A 15,999-nucleotide genomic window follows, 5' to 3' on the forward strand; every position below is an offset into this window, starting at 1 on the left:
AATTTGAATAAATGGAATCATTTTCTGTCAAAAATATGCTGAAAAGTGGTGATTTCTGTTCCATGCTGTATGCTGGTGCCTTTATCGTATCCCTGCTCATTGTTGTGCTGCTCATTCCTCCATTAGGCAGGCTTGCTCTTAAGATCGATTTCGTGGACAAGCCTAGAGAGAATGAGGAGCGCAAGCTGCACAAGAAGCCCATCCCTTTGACCGCAAGCTATGCGATCTTTGCCGGATTTTTCATCGCCTATCTGCTGTTCTCAGGCGAATATACATGGCAGACGGCAGCCTTGTTTGCCGGAGGACTGCTCCTGCTCGTTATTGGAACCGTTGATGATTGGTACAAGACCAGAGGCAAGGACTTTCCCGCTCTGCCCAAAATGCTCGTTCAAGTATCAGCTGCCGTTATTGTATATTTAGCAGGCATTCGTTTTACCGGGTTCTATAACCCTTTCAGCGAGGAATACATCTCACTTCCGGTCTGGCTGCAGTTTACACTGACCATTCTGTGGATCTTCGGTGTTACGACAGTTATTAATTTCTCCGATGGAATGGACGGGCTCGCGGGAGGACTATCTGCCATTTCAGGCACGACATTGTTCATTGTGGCATTGACGATGGGTCAGAGTCACTCGGCCATGCTTGCGATCGTACTTGTCGGTGTAACTGCAGGCTATCTTAAATTCAACAAACCCCCGGCCAAAGTATTTATGGGAGATGCGGGAGCGACGTTCCTCGGGTTTATTCTCGCCGTCATCGCCTTGGATGGAGCATTCAAGCAGGCAACGGTTCTATCCATCCTGATTCCAATTCTGGCATTAGGTGTTCCGATCTTCGATAACCTGTTCGTCGTCATCAAGCGATTCCTTGAAGGAAAAGCGATCTATCAGGCAGATGCGAGTCAGGCGCATTACAGATTGCTAAGAGCAGGTCTGACCCACAAGCAGACTCTGGCCGTCTTATGTCTCGTAAGTGTATGTCTCTGCTTGTCCTCGATCATTCTGATGCTGGTACAGATCTAAGAGCGTAGGTTTATATCCAACAAAGAGCATGATCCATGAGTCTCCTCCACTCAGATCATGCTCTTTTTTGTGTGCCTGGAAGGCCGCCAGTCCGATATGCCCAGCATAAGAAATTGTTCATGAACTGCCCTCTGCTCCCATACAGTATATAGATGCAGGCAGAAGCCTGTGTATCAGTACAGCTGTTGAAGGAGCGGATGAAGTTGGACACTCTTCAATTTGTCATATTTCCACCACCCAACATCGCAGATCCGATACTGAAGCGACTCCTGGCCCTTCTCTGTGAGTCAGCCCCTGTATACTATGTTACAAGCCGGCCAAAGGAGGAATTCCACGAACACTCCGAACCTGAGGAATTAAATTATGTACTCAGGAGCGCGCTGGCTCAGCTCTGGAATGAGAATACCATCGCCTTCGTGGCCCATCCATACTGGGTACATGCAGCGGCGTCCATGCATCCGAAGTACATAATTACATACGAGGCTGCCCATCTTGATGAATCAGATGAAGGACTATATAAAGCATGTATGCAGCAATTGACGGCGATATCCAGTCTTGTATGCTCTGATTCCGAGATGAAATGTCTGGACTGGGCCTTCCGAGGCTGTGCCGCCCTCTTCCTGCAGGAGGAATCTGCTGTCTATGATGTGCTTTTTCAGGAGGCCGTCCATGAGCTTGTCCACAGTGAGACAACATCCATTCATCGACGTCAGTGGTTAGAGCGAGCTGCCTATTACGAATCGTTACGGGAACAATCCGGTCCTCATGAGACGATCTCCTTCCTGCTGTCCGTCTATAGGTACTTGCTGGAGGATAAGAATGCGCTTCGCTATGCGGAGGAGGCCTTCCTGCAGGCTGTCATGCAGGGTAGAAATAACGCCCTCATCACGCATTACAGATTCCTCTCGGCCATTCAGGCACAGCAGGGCAATCTTACTCAGGCTGTCAGCACCTACGGAATTACAGCCTATAGTGATACTGACACGAACAGATACCACTCACTTCTTCAGTTAATGGCGGATGGGCAAGAGACGACTGCCCTCTTCCATATCTATCGATTCAACGATGATTATCGCGCAGCCTTATCCATGCTGGACCTGCTGCCAGAGCAGAATGCAAGACATCTATCCTTTCAGCTGTACCGGGAAACCGGCCGCCTCGAAAAAGCACTCGGAGAGGTTGCAGCCTCCGATCTGCAAACGGAGCAGGACCGAAGGGAATTCCGCATACTGTCAGGCAGTGTAGAAGCCATGAGAGGTGACCGGCACACCGCAATCCGCCTATTCATGGAAGCAGCCGAGGGCGATGAGGATGTGCTTGTGCAGATTATTGCACTGGATGCACTCGATGAGAAGCTTCGCATTCTGGAGCAAGGGAGCTGAGCCGAAAGACGATGACGATATCCAATTCACCACCTATATCTCCTGTGAGGAAGAAGGAAAATAATAAGCTGACGGCCATGCTTCAGGTTCGTAATGAAGGGGGCCGATATTTGGAGGAAGTGCTGGAGGATCTCTCTACCTTTGTTGATCATATCGTGATTGTGGATGATGCAAGCACAGACCACACGCTTGAAATCTGCAGATCCTTCGACAAGGTAGAGAAGCTGGTTACTTTGGCTTCGTCTCTGTTTGATGAGGAGTGGAAGCTCCGCTCGATCCTGTGGCAGACGACGGCCTCCACTTCACCAGACTGGATCCTTGCCGTCGATGCCGATGAGTTGTATGAAGAGCGTGCGAAGCGGAGTATTCGAAACCTGATTAACCAGGATCGTTACGATTGGGTCAGCTTCCGACTATATGATATGTGGGGGAGCAGACAGTATTATCGGGAGGATAAGCTATGGCAGGCGCATCGCCGTCAGACGATGACGCTTGTCCGCTATTTTCCAGGCTTCCCTTATCTCTATCCCGAAAAAGCGCATCATGTACCCCGCCTTCCCGCCACCTGTGCCGCACTGCAGGGATTAACGACCGATCTGCGGATCAAGCATCTGGGCTGGGCCGGCCCTCTTGAGGAGCGCGTTCAGAAGTACGTCCGCTACAAAAAGCTTGATCCTGAAGGCAAATGGGGGAATATCGCACAGTATGAATCCATTCTGGATCTATCCCCAAGCCTTGTGGAGTGGAAGGAGGAGATCTAAGCATGGGGTATATCAGTGTGCTTACGCACAGCTTCGCAGATGGCTACAATCGTGACTTCGAACGGCTGTTTGGCGGCGGACTGGAACGGTATATTTTTCGGCTGTGCCAGGTCATACGTGATATCGGCTATATCCCGGAAGTGCACCAGCTCTCCTATTACGAGGCATTCCATAGAACGATAGAAGAGATTGAGGTATTCGGTTACCCTTATGATCCGGACCACATCCCACAAGCTTTTGACGAAATGGCCTCTCGCGCCCGTGGCCCACTCATTTACGCCAGCTGTATATGGCACCCGCTGAACTATGCGCCAGGCAGTCTCGGTATCTGCCACGGTATTAACTGGGATCGACACAACCTTCCGGCGGCTGCCAAACGCGAGATTGCCGGCTCGATTCAAAGGGCGCTGGACCAGCTCGACACCCTTGTGTCGGTAGATTCACATTTTCTCACCTACTGCCGGGCTGCATGCACCTATCAGGATCCCCATCAGGTTGTGCTCATTCCGAATAGTGTCGATACAGAATATTTCAAGCCTGTGCACCTGATGCTCGGAGACACCGATGCCGACAAGACGATTGATGAACAAGCACTGCGCAAGAAAGTGAAGGGCCGGACGGCCTACCTTCATCATGGAGATGAAGAGCAGGATGGAGAACACCGAGATCAAGAACACGAAGGGGAATTCAATTCTCCAGCGGATCTCAACGCTGCAATAGAAGCACCGGACCTGCAGGACGCTGACGACAGCTCTAACCAGAAGAGTATACGGCTCTTGTTCCCGAGAAGAATCAGCCTGGAACGAGGCATCATTCCTATGATGCTGGCCAGTGACCGTCTGCTGGGCGCCTACCCCACACTCACCATTGAATTTGCAGGTGAACGGGTTGAAGGCAGTACGATCGGGAAGACATTCGAGATATGGAGAAAGCATCATCCACACAAAGATCGCATATATGCGAAGAGCTATAAATTTGATGAAATGCTGCTGGCCTATCAGCAGGCGGATATCGCTGTCATTCCGACGATCTTCTCGGAAGGAACCTCCTATGCCTGCCTTGAAGCGATGAGCTGCGGGCTCCCCGTTGTCGCGGGCAATGTCGGAGGATTAAATGATATCGTCCAGGACGGGTTCAATGGACTGTCTGTTCCTCCCGTAGAAGAGAACATAGTCGCCGCCATATGCAGGCTGATCGATGATGATGAGCTTAGGGAGCGGATGGGTAATCAGGCTAGACAAACTGCACTTGCCTATGATGATCACAAATGGGAGCTGGCTTGGAAAACGGTGCTCCAACACCACCTCAGCCGCAAGGCCCGGAAGGAGCGTATACTGCTGCGATGACAATCGAATCAAGATATGTACGGCGTGATGATGAACGAATGGACACGGTGCTTGTTCCACTGCATCCAGCCTGGTGGAGCAGACCATATGAATATGCCTGGGCCCGTCAATTCGCTCATGCGGAAGATACTGTGCTGGATGCTGCCTCCGGCATTCCTCATCCTTTTAAATTCTGGCTCGTTGACCGTGTGCATAAAGTATATGCCTGTGATCTGGACCCGCGCATCTTATCCAATGAAGCGATCCGTTCCGCAGTCGCGGACGATTTTGGTATTCATATATCGCGAATTCTGCCAGAGCGCTACATCGAGAATGTGGAGCGGGCTCAAGCTGACTTAGCTGCACTGCCTTATCCGAATGAGCAATTTGATACGGTCTTCTGCATTTCTGTACTGGAGCATTTAGATCACCCCACAAGGCTGAAATCGCTGAAGGAATTTGCCCGGGTGCTGAGACCCGACGGCAGACTCGTGCTTACTGTGGATGTGCCCGAAATTGAACCAGAACAGCTTGCCGCTCTCCTGTCTGAAGCAGGTCTTATGATCGTGGGTCCGCTGAGCACCGAACGGCCTGACGATGCAATATTTACAACCATGTATGGTCCAGTCATCTACTGCTTCCGGGCACTTATCAAAAAAAGACATAAGGATGATGCGTGACGGTAAGATCGCCACACCTCATCACTTTATAACAGCATGAGCTGGGCTGCTGCTTGGAATCTGTCTTCAGCGCGCTGAGGATTCTGCTTCATGAACAGCTCTAAGGCGTTCCATCCGGATTGAGCCGCTTCTATAGAAGATGCAGGCTTATATTTCAGAATCCGTGCTGCCTCTTGCTCATAGCTCGGGAGATCCAGACCTGCCTCCTTCTCCTTGAAGCTGGCTCTCAAGGCAAGCCGCATAAACAGCTGCACAGTCGGCACCGCTCGGTCGGAAGAATCTACTTCCAGTCGGGCGGTGTCTGGTTCGTGTTCTGACGTTCGATTCAGGTATGCTTGTTCAGATGCCGCTGTCCTCTCCCGCATTTCTCGGTCAACCTCCTTCTGCTCCTGCAGCCAGGAGTAGAGCTGCCTGCGGACGGACAGCGGAGCAAGCAGCAGCCCTATTCTTGCAGAAGGAGACAGCTGAACCAGCACAGCAGATGGCTCCTTCACCTCTGGCAGCCATGCACCGAAACCAGCCCATGCCCCCAGCCGGATGAATGCTTCAGCCTGCTTCCCCATCCAGCGTGCATCCTCCATTGCCACAGATCGGTCAGGATCGCCGCTGCGCAGCTGCCCTCTGCCGGCAGCATCCGAGCAGAGCGCCTGCAGATAGATGCCGATCTCTGCCGCCATGTCCTGATGTGTATGCCAAGGTTCAAGCAGCCTTGCAGCAACGCGCCGTTCCCCAAGCTGAGCCAGCAGGATGGCTTCTGCCCAGGGCATTTTACTAAAGGCTTCTTGCAGCCAGCATTTCTGTTTCAATACCCATACAGATTGCTGCATATCAAGCATTTGCTGGAGAACAACCTGCTGCGCCTTCTCTGTAAGTCCCCTTTTTCCAATCCAACGTTCTACCTGAGCGAGCTCACCGCTGCATACAGCGAGCGGAATCCAGCGCTGCCACGCCGGCACATAATCAGGGTTCGCCTCCACAGCTTTTTCATAAGCTTCACAAGCATGCCTTCCCTCGCCCTTGCGTTCATAGACGACTCCTGTCAGATATGAGGAACGATACGTACCTGCTCCTGATACGGAGGTATACTCCCTGCTACGACTGATGTTAGTCAGTACACCCAGCGCCTCATCGTCCCTCCCCAGATCCATAAGCAGAACCGCCTTCAGCTCCTGTAAATCGGCAAACCCTGGATACCTGGATACCCCTTCTTCCACCTTCTCTACCGCTTGATGCAGCTCTCCCTTTTCCCGTAAAGCAAATATCGTCTTAAGAAATACATCGGAGGCATATCCGGCCTCTGTCGGCAACTTATCCAGAAGCGGCTCCAGTATGCGTACCGCAGCATCATAATCACCCAGCTGAAAATATTCTGTACCCAGAGCATAGAGCAATATTCTGCTATCCGGCTCCTGCATTAAAGCCTCTTTAATAAGCTGAAAATTCCGTTCGCTTTTATTTTTCCGTTTAACGATGTGATCAAGGTACCCGTAATGCAGGAGCTGCAGCCCTGAGGCTCTAAGCGTACTTGCTCCCAGTGCGAGTATAGAAGTGGCCGCTTCTTCATGAATTCGCCCTTTGAACCTGATTCTCGTATCATTCCGGAAGATTCGGCAGGCACTGTCCGTTACAGAATCCTCTCCAGAACGACCAAGCAGGCTCTTGATCTCCACCTCAAATCCGTATACCCCATCACTTGCTTCAAGCAATAATGAAAACAGCCGGCTCTGCTGTCCTTCGACCCATTGTTCATCCGCATCCATAATCAAAACCCAGGGCTGTGCCGCATGTCGAAGGGATTCATTCCGAGCTGCAGCAAAATCGGATTGCCATTCCATATGGACAACCGTTGCCCCATACGCTCTAGCGATATCGACACTCCGGTCGGTGGACCCGGTATCGACGATGATCATTTCGGAGACGACGCTCGACACCGAAGCCAGACACTGCTCCAGAAACAGCGCCTCATCACGAACAATCATACATAAGGAAATCGGTGATCTGTTATTCATGCCCGCTCCCTCCCCATCACTAATGCCCATCACTCCATGGCAATGTAAGCCGAAGCCGCTGGATGATCCGCCAGTCCTTGCCTCGATGCTCCTGCTCACGCTGAAGGGTGCTCATATGGGCCAAATGGTGGTCAGCTGCGCTGATCATCGTATGCAGCAGCATATTGACGCCGGACACAGAAGTGAATTCTCCTTCTTGCAAGCCTTGCTCTACCGTTTCAATCCAGCCTTCTAGAACCGATGAGAACAGCTCCTGCCTCTTGGCATTCATTGCTGCCTGACATAGGCTCGCGAATGAGTTCCAGAGCTGCGGGATTTCCTCCCGAGTGGCGGCGGCAGCTGCGCCTTGTTCGGCTCTGCCGCCCAGTGCTTCCGACAAGGACAGCTTATTCTGAAGCAGCCGAATGGCCGGATCTTGATACAGCTCATCCTTACTCCGTCTATCCATGCTCCAGCTCATAAGCTCAGACAGAGAAGAGGAGGACGGAATATGGGCTTTGCGCCGCAACCGGTCAGCCTGCTTCCATTCCCCTGCCTTCCACATCGCCTCCACCCGATGGACACGAATCTGTTTTCGCGCATGCGGAGGACTCTCTTGTTCCAGCTGATGCAGCATTGGGATTACAGAAGAATAGCATCCGCATTCGTTCAGAATATGAATCACTTTCCATGTGCTCTCCGGTGTCGAGAAGGAAAACCGTGCCTTAAGCAGTTCCGGAATATGCTCCTCCTGAAGCGCAGGCTGCATAATCCGAAATATCCGATAGAGCGGTGGAGTTAAGCTGGGCTTGCAGCGAATCGCCTTCACATAACAGTCAACCGCCTCATCCAGTGCCTCCCGCTTCTCTGCATTTAATCCCAGCAGGTAATGCGTCTGATAGGTGCCGATTCCCTCTTCCGTATGATATAGATCCGGCGCCGGACCTAGACGCAGTGCTTCCCTGAGCGCGGCTTCCGCCTGCTTCTCCCTGCCAAATGCCTCCTCGGTCAAGGCTCGGCAGTGTAATATGTCAGTATAATTAGGATACAGCTGCAGCCCCTTCGCAATCCGTGCTTCCGCTTCCTCCCATCTGCCGAGCGCCTGCAGACATCGAATCTCGTATTTAAGCACCAGATGAGCATAGCTGGCCTTTATTGGATCAAGACCCTCCCACGCCTTGCGAAACGAGCTCAATGCTTCCTCCAGTCGGCCGATCCTCAGCCATTCAACCCCCATGTTATACCGGTGAAATGGATTGTCTGGATCCTCATGAATCACCTGTTGAAGAAGCCGTGTATTTCGGCTGACCTTGTCTTTTTCCAGCACAATCTCTTCACTGTAGCCATAATGATGAATGATCATATCTGTCATATGAAAATGCGCCTGGGGATTGTGATTCACAATGGATTCCGCGATCTGCTCATGAATGCGTCCGGAAAAACGATGCTTCGGGTCATTGCGAAACATCCGTAGTACAGGATTGATGGTGACTCCGCCCGATCCGTTGCCGGTATAATTGTGAATTTGCAGAAAAAATCCGTCTACTCCCTCCTGTGCTCCCCACAGCGGAAGCTCCTCCCTAGCCTTGTCATCCAGCATTTCATCGGCATCCAGAAACAGAATCCAATCTCCTGTTGCAGCCTCAAGACCCCTGTTGCGGGCAGCCGCAAAATCATCACACCATTCGAATGGAATTACAGCAGCACCTTGCTGTCTCGCAAGCTGTACCGTTAGATCGGTGGAGCCCGTGTCGACCACGATGACCTCATCAACCGCCCCTCGTACACTGTTCAAACAAGAAGGTAAGCTCCGTTCTTCATTCTTCACGATCATACATAAAGAGATTCGGCCACTAGACATGCTCATTCCTCCGCTCCCGTCCGGATCGCCGCGTCTGCCATCCCAGATCCATCAATTGAAGAGTAGAATCGCTCAGTTTCTGAGCATGACTCTGAAGCTGGGAAGCCCCTCGCAGCTGCCCTGCTAAATTAAGTATCTGGATCGCCGTGTTGCGGGCCAGCTGCAAGTAACTCGCTGCTGCACCGGCACGGGATGGTTGATGCTGGGGATTCAGCTGGATCGCTCTATCGAACAATGCCGCTGATTTGGCATACAGCTTCTGATCGTACAGCAATTCAGCAAGCTCAAATGCCCCATCGGCATCCAGCTGGTCTTGAGCTAGTAGCTCCAGGTACTGATCTGCCGCACTCCGGCGGTAACCAGAGCGATATAGAATGCCTGCGCTTTGTCTTGTCGTGATAATTCCGGCCGCTTTCATTTGTAGAACAAGCTTCTTCCAGCCGCATTCTGCTGCCCGTTCACACAAGCGGACGGCTAGAGCGGACAGAGCGGCTTCATTGGCTCTAGCTTCCTTTGAAGCCGCTCCTCCTTCATCCGTTGCAGGATTCGCAGCACCCGGATCCGCTCCACCTTCGCTGTTCTGCAGCCCGTAGTGAAACAATCGAGCTTCCATCTGAAGATACACTCTTGATTGTTCGCCAAGTACCGTCACAAGAGCATCCGGCAATCTGGCCCCTATCCGCCATTCGGATAAGCTCCAATCAATTACTGCCATATCCAATATCGTCGCCTCTGCCTCTGTGTCTGCTTCTCTTTCCCCTTCAGTTCTGATCATGGCTGTATCTTTGGCTTCCTCGCGAGCAGCCGCTTGTGCTTGCTGCAGCAAGCGGATCTGCTGCTGTGCACGTCCGGCTGCCCACGGGTAACGTTCAGTCTGCATGAGGCATAAACGTACCCAAGCCTCATCACTGGCTTGAATCCGGTCCTCCGGCAGAACGGACAACGCAGCTTCATATGCCCCGCACAAGCTCAAGGCATAGGCTGCTTTGTACAGCAATATCGGATCCGTCGGTGTCATGAGCTGTAGTAAGCGCTGAGCAATGGTTGCGTCTTTCTCCCCTTGAAGCTGCAGAAGATCTGCAAGGCCAATCGCGGCAGGTATGTAGCCAGGACACTCCTCAAGACTGGCAGAATATCGCTCTTCGGCCCGTGCCCAGCGCCCTTTATGCTTATCTATATCTGCCATATGTACCTGTGGCACATAGCTGTTCATTCCCGCATCCGTTACATAGGAACCGGCAGGCTTCATCTCTAGCGCAGCATGAAAAGACGCATAGGCAAGATCCATCATGCCTTGTGACCTTTCAATCATTCCCAGCACAACATGCAGCTCTGCATAATCGGAATAATGCAGCAGCTCCGTCAATAACAGAGCTCTCCCCTTATCATACAGCTCCAGTGCATGCAGCAGCTTGGCAAGATCACGGACCAGTGTCGCACGGTAAGGTGCAGATACTGGACAATCCTGCAGTGACACCTCAAAGGCTTCCTTCGCCTGCTCCCACATGCCAAGCTGACAGCAGGTAACCCCAAGATTGTAGAGATGGAACTTATCCTTTGGATCGAGTTCTAACGCTTTTTGAAGGAGGCCAAGGTTACGCCGAGCGGTTTGTTTCTCCTGTATAACTGCAGGCAGATAGCCATAATGCTGCACACGAATCGGACTTTTGCCGATACGAGCTTTCAATCCTCCTTCTTGCCTCATGTTGTCATTACGAACAAGCTGTTCATGAATGATTCCTTTATAAAAAAAACCGCATCGATTACGAAACAGTCGCTCTGCCTCATAGAACGTTCGATCCTCAGGCTGCATTCCCGTCCAATTCTCCAATTGTATCGTACAGACGTCAGCAGATGTCTCCTGCAAAAAAGCCTTGATCTCATTCTGACCATCCGTCAACTCTTCATCTGCATCCAGCACTAGAATCCAGTCCGTCCCTGCCAGTGATATCCCTTCATTCCGTGCCTTTGCGAAGTCATCCTGCCAGGTGCTGCATACGACAGCTGCTCCGAACTGCTTGGCGATCTCCACAGATCTGTCTGTAGACCCGGTATCCACAACAACAATCTCATCCGCGATGGGCTGAATGGATGCAAGACAATTCGCAAGACGTGCTTCCTCGTTACGTATAATCATGTGAACACCCAGTGTAGGCTGTTTCAACTTGTCTTTCCTCCTTTACACGCAAAAAAAGGTACAGGCTCTTTCGTGCATAGAGATTCCCTGTACCTATATGAAATAAGGCTGTCTTATGTTCCTTGTCCGTTGAAAAACACATCAATTGTCGTTGCAGCACCCGGTGTACTCGAACGATAAGCAAGCCGTGTATATTTAAGGAAACGCTGAGGCACAAGCACGTCTACCGACCCTGCAGTAATACCGGTAACCGTGTCTACATCGGCAAACCAGTTCGTTCCGTTGGCACTGATCTCTACCCTTGCGTCCACGCTGTTTGCAGGGCCTGCATTATATACGAAGAAGGAGTACGTTCCGAATACGCTGGTGCTTACCGGACCCAGCGGGGTGAACGCATCCGCTGTCGGAATGCCGAGCACCTGAGTTTCCGTAAAGCTTTTTTGTGAAATGGAGGTGACGCTGCTAAGTGTACCGGCGGTGATGGTCGCCCCGAGGAGGCTGTTGATCGTTCCTGCTGTAATCGTCGCTCCGAGTATGCTTGTGATTGTTCCTGCCGTAATTGTAGCTCCAAGTACGCTCGTTAATGTTCCATCCAGCAGGTTCGTTAGTGTACCAGCCGTTATTGTAGTGCCTAGCACACTTGTGATCGTACCCGCTGTAATCGTCGCTCCGAGCACACTCGTGATCGTACCCGCTGTAATCGTCGCTCCAAGCACACTCGTCAACGTTCCATCCAGCAGGTTCGTTAGTGTACCGGCAGTGATCGTCGCTCCGAGCACACTCGTTAACGTCCCATCCAACAGGTTCGTCAGGGTTCCCGCCGTGATCGTCGTGCCTAGCACACTTGTGATCGTACCCGCTGTAATCGTCGCTCCAAGCACGCTCGTTAACGTCCCATCCAGCAAGTTCGTCAGGGTTCCTGCGGTGATCGTCGTTCCCAGTACACTTGTGATCGTACCCGCTGTAATCGTCGCTCCCAGTACGCTTGTCAACGTTCCATCCAGCAGGTTCGTCAGGGTTCCTGCGGTGATCGTCGTTCCCAGTACACTTGTGATCGTTCCTGCGGTGATCGTCGCTCCTAGCACACTCGTCAACGTTCCATCCAGCAGGTTCGTTAGGGTTCCTGCGGTGATCGTTGTTCCCAGTACACTTGTGATCGTACCCGCTGTAATCGTCGCTCCCAGTACGCTCGTCAACGTTCCATCTAACAGGCTCGTGAGTGTACCCGCTGTAATTGTCGTACCTAGTACACTTGTGATCGTACCCGCTGTAATCGTTGCTCCGAGCACGCTTGTAATGGTCCCGGCTGTAATGGTAGCTCCCATCACATTCGAGATGGTTCCATCCAGCAGGCTTGTGAGCGTCCCGGCAGTGATCGTCACATTCGATATGCCTGGCATGTTACTGATGGTTCCGTCCAATATAACGCCAATCAGGTTGCCACTTGTATCTGTTCTGACCGGATGGCTGACATTTGCATCATCAGTTCCGTAAATTAAACTCCTTAAATTATCCGGATTCAAGTTAAAGGTTGAAAAGTTAGGCATTTCTCACATCGCACCTCCTTATCGCTTAACCAAGGGTTCACACATATAAAGTGCTACCGTACAGTATGCAAGTGGAGGGACACGCGGTAACGGCACAAGCCGGGAAATGCTGCCTAAGCTTTTTATAATTGAGAGTCACGGTCACGGATCAGATGGTTATGTTGAAGCAGGAAAAAGATTGTCCTGGGCGAAATAGACTGCTATTCAACTTCTTACTAAGGAGGACAACTATAACATGGATCCAAAGAAAATTTTTTTAATTGAACTGCATGAAATCATTAAAAATAGCTCCGAGATACGAAATCAACTTGTATACCCATCAGAGGATAACATGATGTGGGATGAGTATAAGTTGAGTACAGAAGAAGTGAATGCTTTGAAAAACTATAATTTTGATGATGCAGCCTTATCCGCTATAGAAAAAACAGTCAGAGACAGTATTATGGGCGCATTCTTCCGTGCTTTTGCCTTGTTGGACGCCGTAGGAGATCCCGAAATTGTTGAAGGGGAGCAGCCTTGGCTGGGATTGACATTGCGAGAACGGAAGTCGGGTGAGGAGGATGTTCACGAGGAATTTTTGCACGATGAGTTTTATGCGGTTTATTGGGATTGGCTGGAACAGAAAAATAAAGATAAATGATTCAGGTAACTTACAATGCTTATTTCTCCTGCGCGATATAGAGAGACAACCCAAACCCGTCCGCCAGGCTTCGCATATATATAATTCAAGGTAGTCGTGAACGGCAGCTGCTAACAAATTAAATCTTCATAATGCAAGGGAGGAGGATCCTATGACGAATTACTCTGTATTCAATACAGCCAATAAACCTATTTATGTACAGCAGACCAATACTTATGTGTCGCCTGCCGTTGAATCTATGCCTGATCTCAGTGCTGCCTTTGCCGGCAGGCTGTTTACACTTACTACAGGAAATGTCAGTGCAGGCGGAGGAGCTAATCTGCTGCTTCAAGTCGCTAACCCTGCAGCAAGCTCCCGCACACTGTATCTATCCCAGATCATCGGAGGCAGCACAGTCTCCGCTTCACTTATTGTGTATAACGGCGGGATACTTACCGGAGGTACGGCTCCTGTTCCGGCCAACAACAACTTCGGAAGCAGTGTGACCAGTGCAGCGACAACACAGCAGGTAACAGGAACCGTAACCGGCTCCCCAATCACCCTGATGAGTATTCCTCTTACGGCTGGAGCGTACAATATTCAGCTGCGCGGGTCTGTTATTGTTCCTCCTGGGCGCTCAGTAACCATTAGCATCGGCCCTGGAGCACTTACCGGCTCCATCAACCTGACTTGGTGGGAGGTCTGAGTATGAATACATTCGTAAAGGAGGGATCTGTGTGCCAAACGACCATATCTTCGGATCTGCGAACAAACCCCTTGCTAATCGTAACGTGAATACCTATCAAGCTCCGGCGATCGGCGCCCCTCCCGAATCCAGTGCAGGCCGAGCTGGAGCCTTATTCACCGCTGGAGCCACAAACTCGACTACACTGGGACTGCTTGGCGGTAGTGTTATTATCACCGTTCAAATTACGAATCCTGCGGGCAGCGGAAGAAACGTTTATATTTCCCGAATAACCGGAGGAATCAATGTCGCTCTTAACCTCCTCTCCTCCTTCACCGGAACTTTGGCTATTGTACGCAATGGAACCCTTGGAAGCCCGGCTCTGCTGACTCCAGTGAACACGAATTTCGCTAGCAGCAGTACCTCTCTGATGACAGCGAGGTCTTCTAACGCTGCGTCTACAGGCGGAACACCGGTTCTGTCCATGCCGCTCGCTGCAGGTCCCTTCAGCTTCGATGAAATCGGTCGCTTCATTGTGCCGCCTGGCCAGTCCTACACCTTAACGGTCAGCGGTTCTCTATCTGTAGCCGGCCTGCTCGCTTCTACGGCCAATGTGATGTGGTGGGAAGCTTAGACTTTACTGCATTGCTGCTTGCTTAGATTCAGGCTCGTCCTCGCTGCTCACGCGGTGAACCCCCCACCAATTCTTACCGAACAGCAGACCTACTAATCCAATGACTGTAACGATGAATCCAATCCAGAAAAAGGCACTTTCTATACCCGCAAGCTCAATGATCGCCCCTCCTGCCAAAGGCGCAGTGACGAGTGCGACACTCATCAGCGTATTACTAATGCCGAATACACGGCCTACCATTTTTGTGCTGCTCTCCTTCTGCATGATGGTCTGGTTCGTGACCATGTACAGACCATTTCCCAGCCCGATAACCAGCGCAAGTCCAGTGATCATCCATGAAGAGCTGCCGCTTGGAACAAGCCCCAGCCCGGCAATGCCGAGACCGATTCCCATCGCACCTGTACCCAGGCCAAACCGGTATCCTATATGCTCCTGCCTGTTTACAATGAGCAGCACAATCACTGCGCCCAGCCCAATTGCGGCCACCAATATGCCCAGCATCGATTCATTATTAGGGGCAATCTCCCGGAGCAGAACGGTAAACTGGTAATCCACCATCAACAAGGCTGCCAGGCCAAAAAAGCTATAGATTATCGTGTGCAGCAATATCTGACGCTGTAAAAGGTATTTCCACCCTTCCTTCCACTCCTGCCACACCGTTTCTCTCTGAATATATGCTTCCTCGGATTGAACCACTTCTGTATAGGTATCACCTACCGGTAATACCTTCTTCACATCATCTGAAGCATGACGAACCGTCCAGAGCATTGCACAAGAAGCGATTCTTCCTGCTGCACCGATTAAAATACATATCTGAGGTGTAAACATTGCGAGAATCACACCGCCGAGAAGAGGACCCGCAATCTTGGAGAGCTGGTTGACCAGCCCGTTAAGCGATGTTGCTTGCAGCAGCTCCTCATCCTTAACCACCTGTCTCGTCATTGCCTGCTGAGCCGGCATCACAAAAGTCGATACGGCTGACCGAAGCATAAGAACAGGAATAATCCAGTAGATACTCGGTGCGACAAGTAAACACAGGGTCAGAACAGCACTCAGCAAGTCACATAGGAGCATAAGCCTTACCTTCGGTACTCGATCTGCAATTGTACCCGCTAAGGATCCAAGCAGCAGTCCCGGCAGCGCCATGGCGACAGGCACCAATGCCAGTGTCATTGGTGTTACGCCCCACCGATAGACGAGCAGTACCTGAATGGCAATGGCATCAAACCAATCGCCAAAAGAGGCTGTCGCATAGGCAGAGAACAGCCTCATGAATATTTTATTAGAGAGCAGACTTCGACTCTGGAGCTTGGTGTTGAACCATTTATGCAGCATATGAATTCCCCCGCTATCTTTAG

Annotated in this window: 13 protein-coding genes; 8 read left to right on the plus strand and 5 right to left on the minus strand. The window is 51.2% G+C overall.

The features are described 5' to 3' along the window. Positions 1 to 62 precede the first annotated feature (62 nt). From BLW49_RS12075 to BLW49_RS12095, 5 genes are all read left to right on the plus strand, one after another. On the plus strand, positions 63 to 1,022 hold the full coding sequence (locus BLW49_RS12075; RefSeq protein ID WP_083656002.1) for an MraY family glycosyltransferase: 960 nt from the start codon (positions 63 to 65) through the stop codon (positions 1,020 to 1,022). A 203-nt stretch (positions 1,023 to 1,225) separates the two neighbouring features. Then, positions 1,226 to 2,404: a hypothetical protein gene (locus BLW49_RS12080; protein WP_076314346.1), complete on the plus strand. Its 1,179-nt coding sequence runs from the start codon at positions 1,226 to 1,228 to the stop codon at positions 2,402 to 2,404. An 11-nt stretch (positions 2,405 to 2,415) separates the two neighbouring features. Then, positions 2,416 to 3,165: a glycosyltransferase gene (locus BLW49_RS12085; RefSeq protein WP_076314345.1), complete on the plus strand. Its 750-nt coding sequence runs from the start codon at positions 2,416 to 2,418 to the stop codon at positions 3,163 to 3,165. 2 nt (positions 3,166 to 3,167) lie between these two features. Beyond that, positions 3,168 to 4,511 carry a glycosyltransferase family 4 protein gene (locus tag BLW49_RS12090; protein WP_090724827.1) on the plus strand — a complete coding sequence of 448 codons (1,344 nt, stop codon included), beginning with the start codon at positions 3,168 to 3,170 and terminating at the stop codon, positions 4,509 to 4,511. Continuing rightward, positions 4,508 to 5,170: a class I SAM-dependent methyltransferase gene (locus tag BLW49_RS12095; RefSeq protein ID WP_090724829.1), complete on the plus strand. Its 663-nt coding sequence runs from the start codon at positions 4,508 to 4,510 to the stop codon at positions 5,168 to 5,170. Before BLW49_RS12090 ends, BLW49_RS12095 begins: the two co-directional genes overlap by 4 nt. 26 nt (positions 5,171 to 5,196) lie before the next feature. Here BLW49_RS12095 and BLW49_RS12100 read toward each other — a convergent pair whose 3' ends face one another. The 4 genes from BLW49_RS12100 to BLW49_RS29180 form a co-directional block, all read right to left on the minus strand. Continuing rightward, the gene (locus BLW49_RS12100; protein WP_177178724.1) at positions 5,197 to 7,179 is read right to left on the minus strand and encodes a glycosyltransferase; all 1,983 of its coding nucleotides are present in this window, start codon (positions 7,177 to 7,179) and stop codon (positions 5,197 to 5,199) included. Positions 7,180 to 7,198: 19 nt separating this feature from the next. Beyond that, positions 7,199 to 9,019, minus strand: coding sequence for a glycosyltransferase (locus BLW49_RS12105; RefSeq protein WP_177178725.1), 1,821 nt, complete (start codon positions 9,017 to 9,019; stop codon positions 7,199 to 7,201). Beyond that, positions 9,012 to 11,183, minus strand: coding sequence for a glycosyltransferase (locus BLW49_RS12110; RefSeq protein ID WP_090724834.1), 2,172 nt, complete (start codon positions 11,181 to 11,183; stop codon positions 9,012 to 9,014). Before BLW49_RS12110 ends, BLW49_RS12105 begins: the two co-directional genes overlap by 8 nt. 86 nt (positions 11,184 to 11,269) lie before the next feature. Beyond that, positions 11,270 to 12,703: a DUF6385 domain-containing protein gene (locus tag BLW49_RS29180; protein ID WP_256209732.1), complete on the minus strand. Its 1,434-nt coding sequence runs from the start codon at positions 12,701 to 12,703 to the stop codon at positions 11,270 to 11,272. Positions 12,704 to 12,938: 235 nt separating this feature from the next. On the opposite strand from BLW49_RS29180, the gene BLW49_RS12125 reads away from it, so the two are divergent. The 3 genes from BLW49_RS12125 (at position 12,939) to BLW49_RS12135 (ending at position 14,641) form a co-directional block, all read left to right on the plus strand. Further along, the gene (locus tag BLW49_RS12125) at positions 12,939 to 13,343 is read left to right on the plus strand and encodes a hypothetical protein (RefSeq protein ID WP_090724835.1); all 405 of its coding nucleotides are present in this window, start codon (positions 12,939 to 12,941) and stop codon (positions 13,341 to 13,343) included. 151 nt (positions 13,344 to 13,494) lie between these two features. Beyond that, on the plus strand, positions 13,495 to 14,028 hold the full coding sequence (locus tag BLW49_RS12130) for a hypothetical protein (RefSeq protein ID WP_090724837.1): 534 nt from the start codon (positions 13,495 to 13,497) through the stop codon (positions 14,026 to 14,028). 31 nt (positions 14,029 to 14,059) lie between these two features. Next, positions 14,060 to 14,641: a hypothetical protein gene (locus BLW49_RS12135; RefSeq protein ID WP_090724839.1), complete on the plus strand. Its 582-nt coding sequence runs from the start codon at positions 14,060 to 14,062 to the stop codon at positions 14,639 to 14,641. A gap of 3 nt (positions 14,642 to 14,644) precedes the next feature. On the opposite strand, the gene BLW49_RS12140 is transcribed toward BLW49_RS12135, so the two are convergent. Then, entirely contained in the window at positions 14,645 to 15,976 is a 1,332-nt protein-coding gene (locus BLW49_RS12140; protein ID WP_177178726.1) for an MFS transporter, read from the minus strand. Between the last annotated feature and the right edge of the window lie 23 nt (positions 15,977 to 15,999).

The sequence above is a fragment of the Paenibacillus sp. PDC88 genome (assembly GCF_900106725.1).
In the GTDB taxonomy this organism is placed as follows: domain Bacteria; phylum Bacillota; class Bacilli; order Paenibacillales; family Paenibacillaceae; genus Paenibacillus; species Paenibacillus shunpengii.

Excerpts from the sequence above, each read along its gene's own strand:
- BLW49_RS12075 (WP_083656002.1), top strand. The coding sequence starts at position 63 with ATGCTGTATGCTGGTGCCTTTATCGTATCCCTGCTCATTGTTGTGCTG.
- BLW49_RS12085 (WP_076314345.1), top strand. The coding sequence starts at position 2,416 with ATGACGATATCCAATTCACCACCTATATCTCCTGTGAGGAAGAAGGAA.
- BLW49_RS12090 (WP_090724827.1), top strand. The coding sequence starts at position 3,168 with ATGGGGTATATCAGTGTGCTTACGCACAGCTTCGCAGATGGCTACAAT.
- BLW49_RS12095 (WP_090724829.1), top strand. The coding sequence starts at position 4,508 with ATGACAATCGAATCAAGATATGTACGGCGTGATGATGAACGAATGGAC.
- BLW49_RS12100 (WP_177178724.1), bottom strand. The coding sequence starts at position 7,179 with ATGAATAACAGATCACCGATTTCCTTATGTATGATTGTTCGTGATGAG.
- BLW49_RS12105 (WP_177178725.1), bottom strand. The coding sequence starts at position 9,019 with ATGTCTAGTGGCCGAATCTCTTTATGTATGATCGTGAAGAATGAAGAA.
- BLW49_RS29180 (WP_256209732.1), bottom strand. The coding sequence starts at position 12,703 with ATGCCTAACTTTTCAACCTTTAACTTGAATCCGGATAATTTAAGGAGT.
- BLW49_RS12125 (WP_090724835.1), top strand. The coding sequence starts at position 12,939 with ATGGATCCAAAGAAAATTTTTTTAATTGAACTGCATGAAATCATTAAA.
- BLW49_RS12130 (WP_090724837.1), top strand. The coding sequence starts at position 13,495 with ATGACGAATTACTCTGTATTCAATACAGCCAATAAACCTATTTATGTA.
- BLW49_RS12140 (WP_177178726.1), bottom strand. The coding sequence starts at position 15,976 with ATGCTGCATAAATGGTTCAACACCAAGCTCCAGAGTCGAAGTCTGCTC.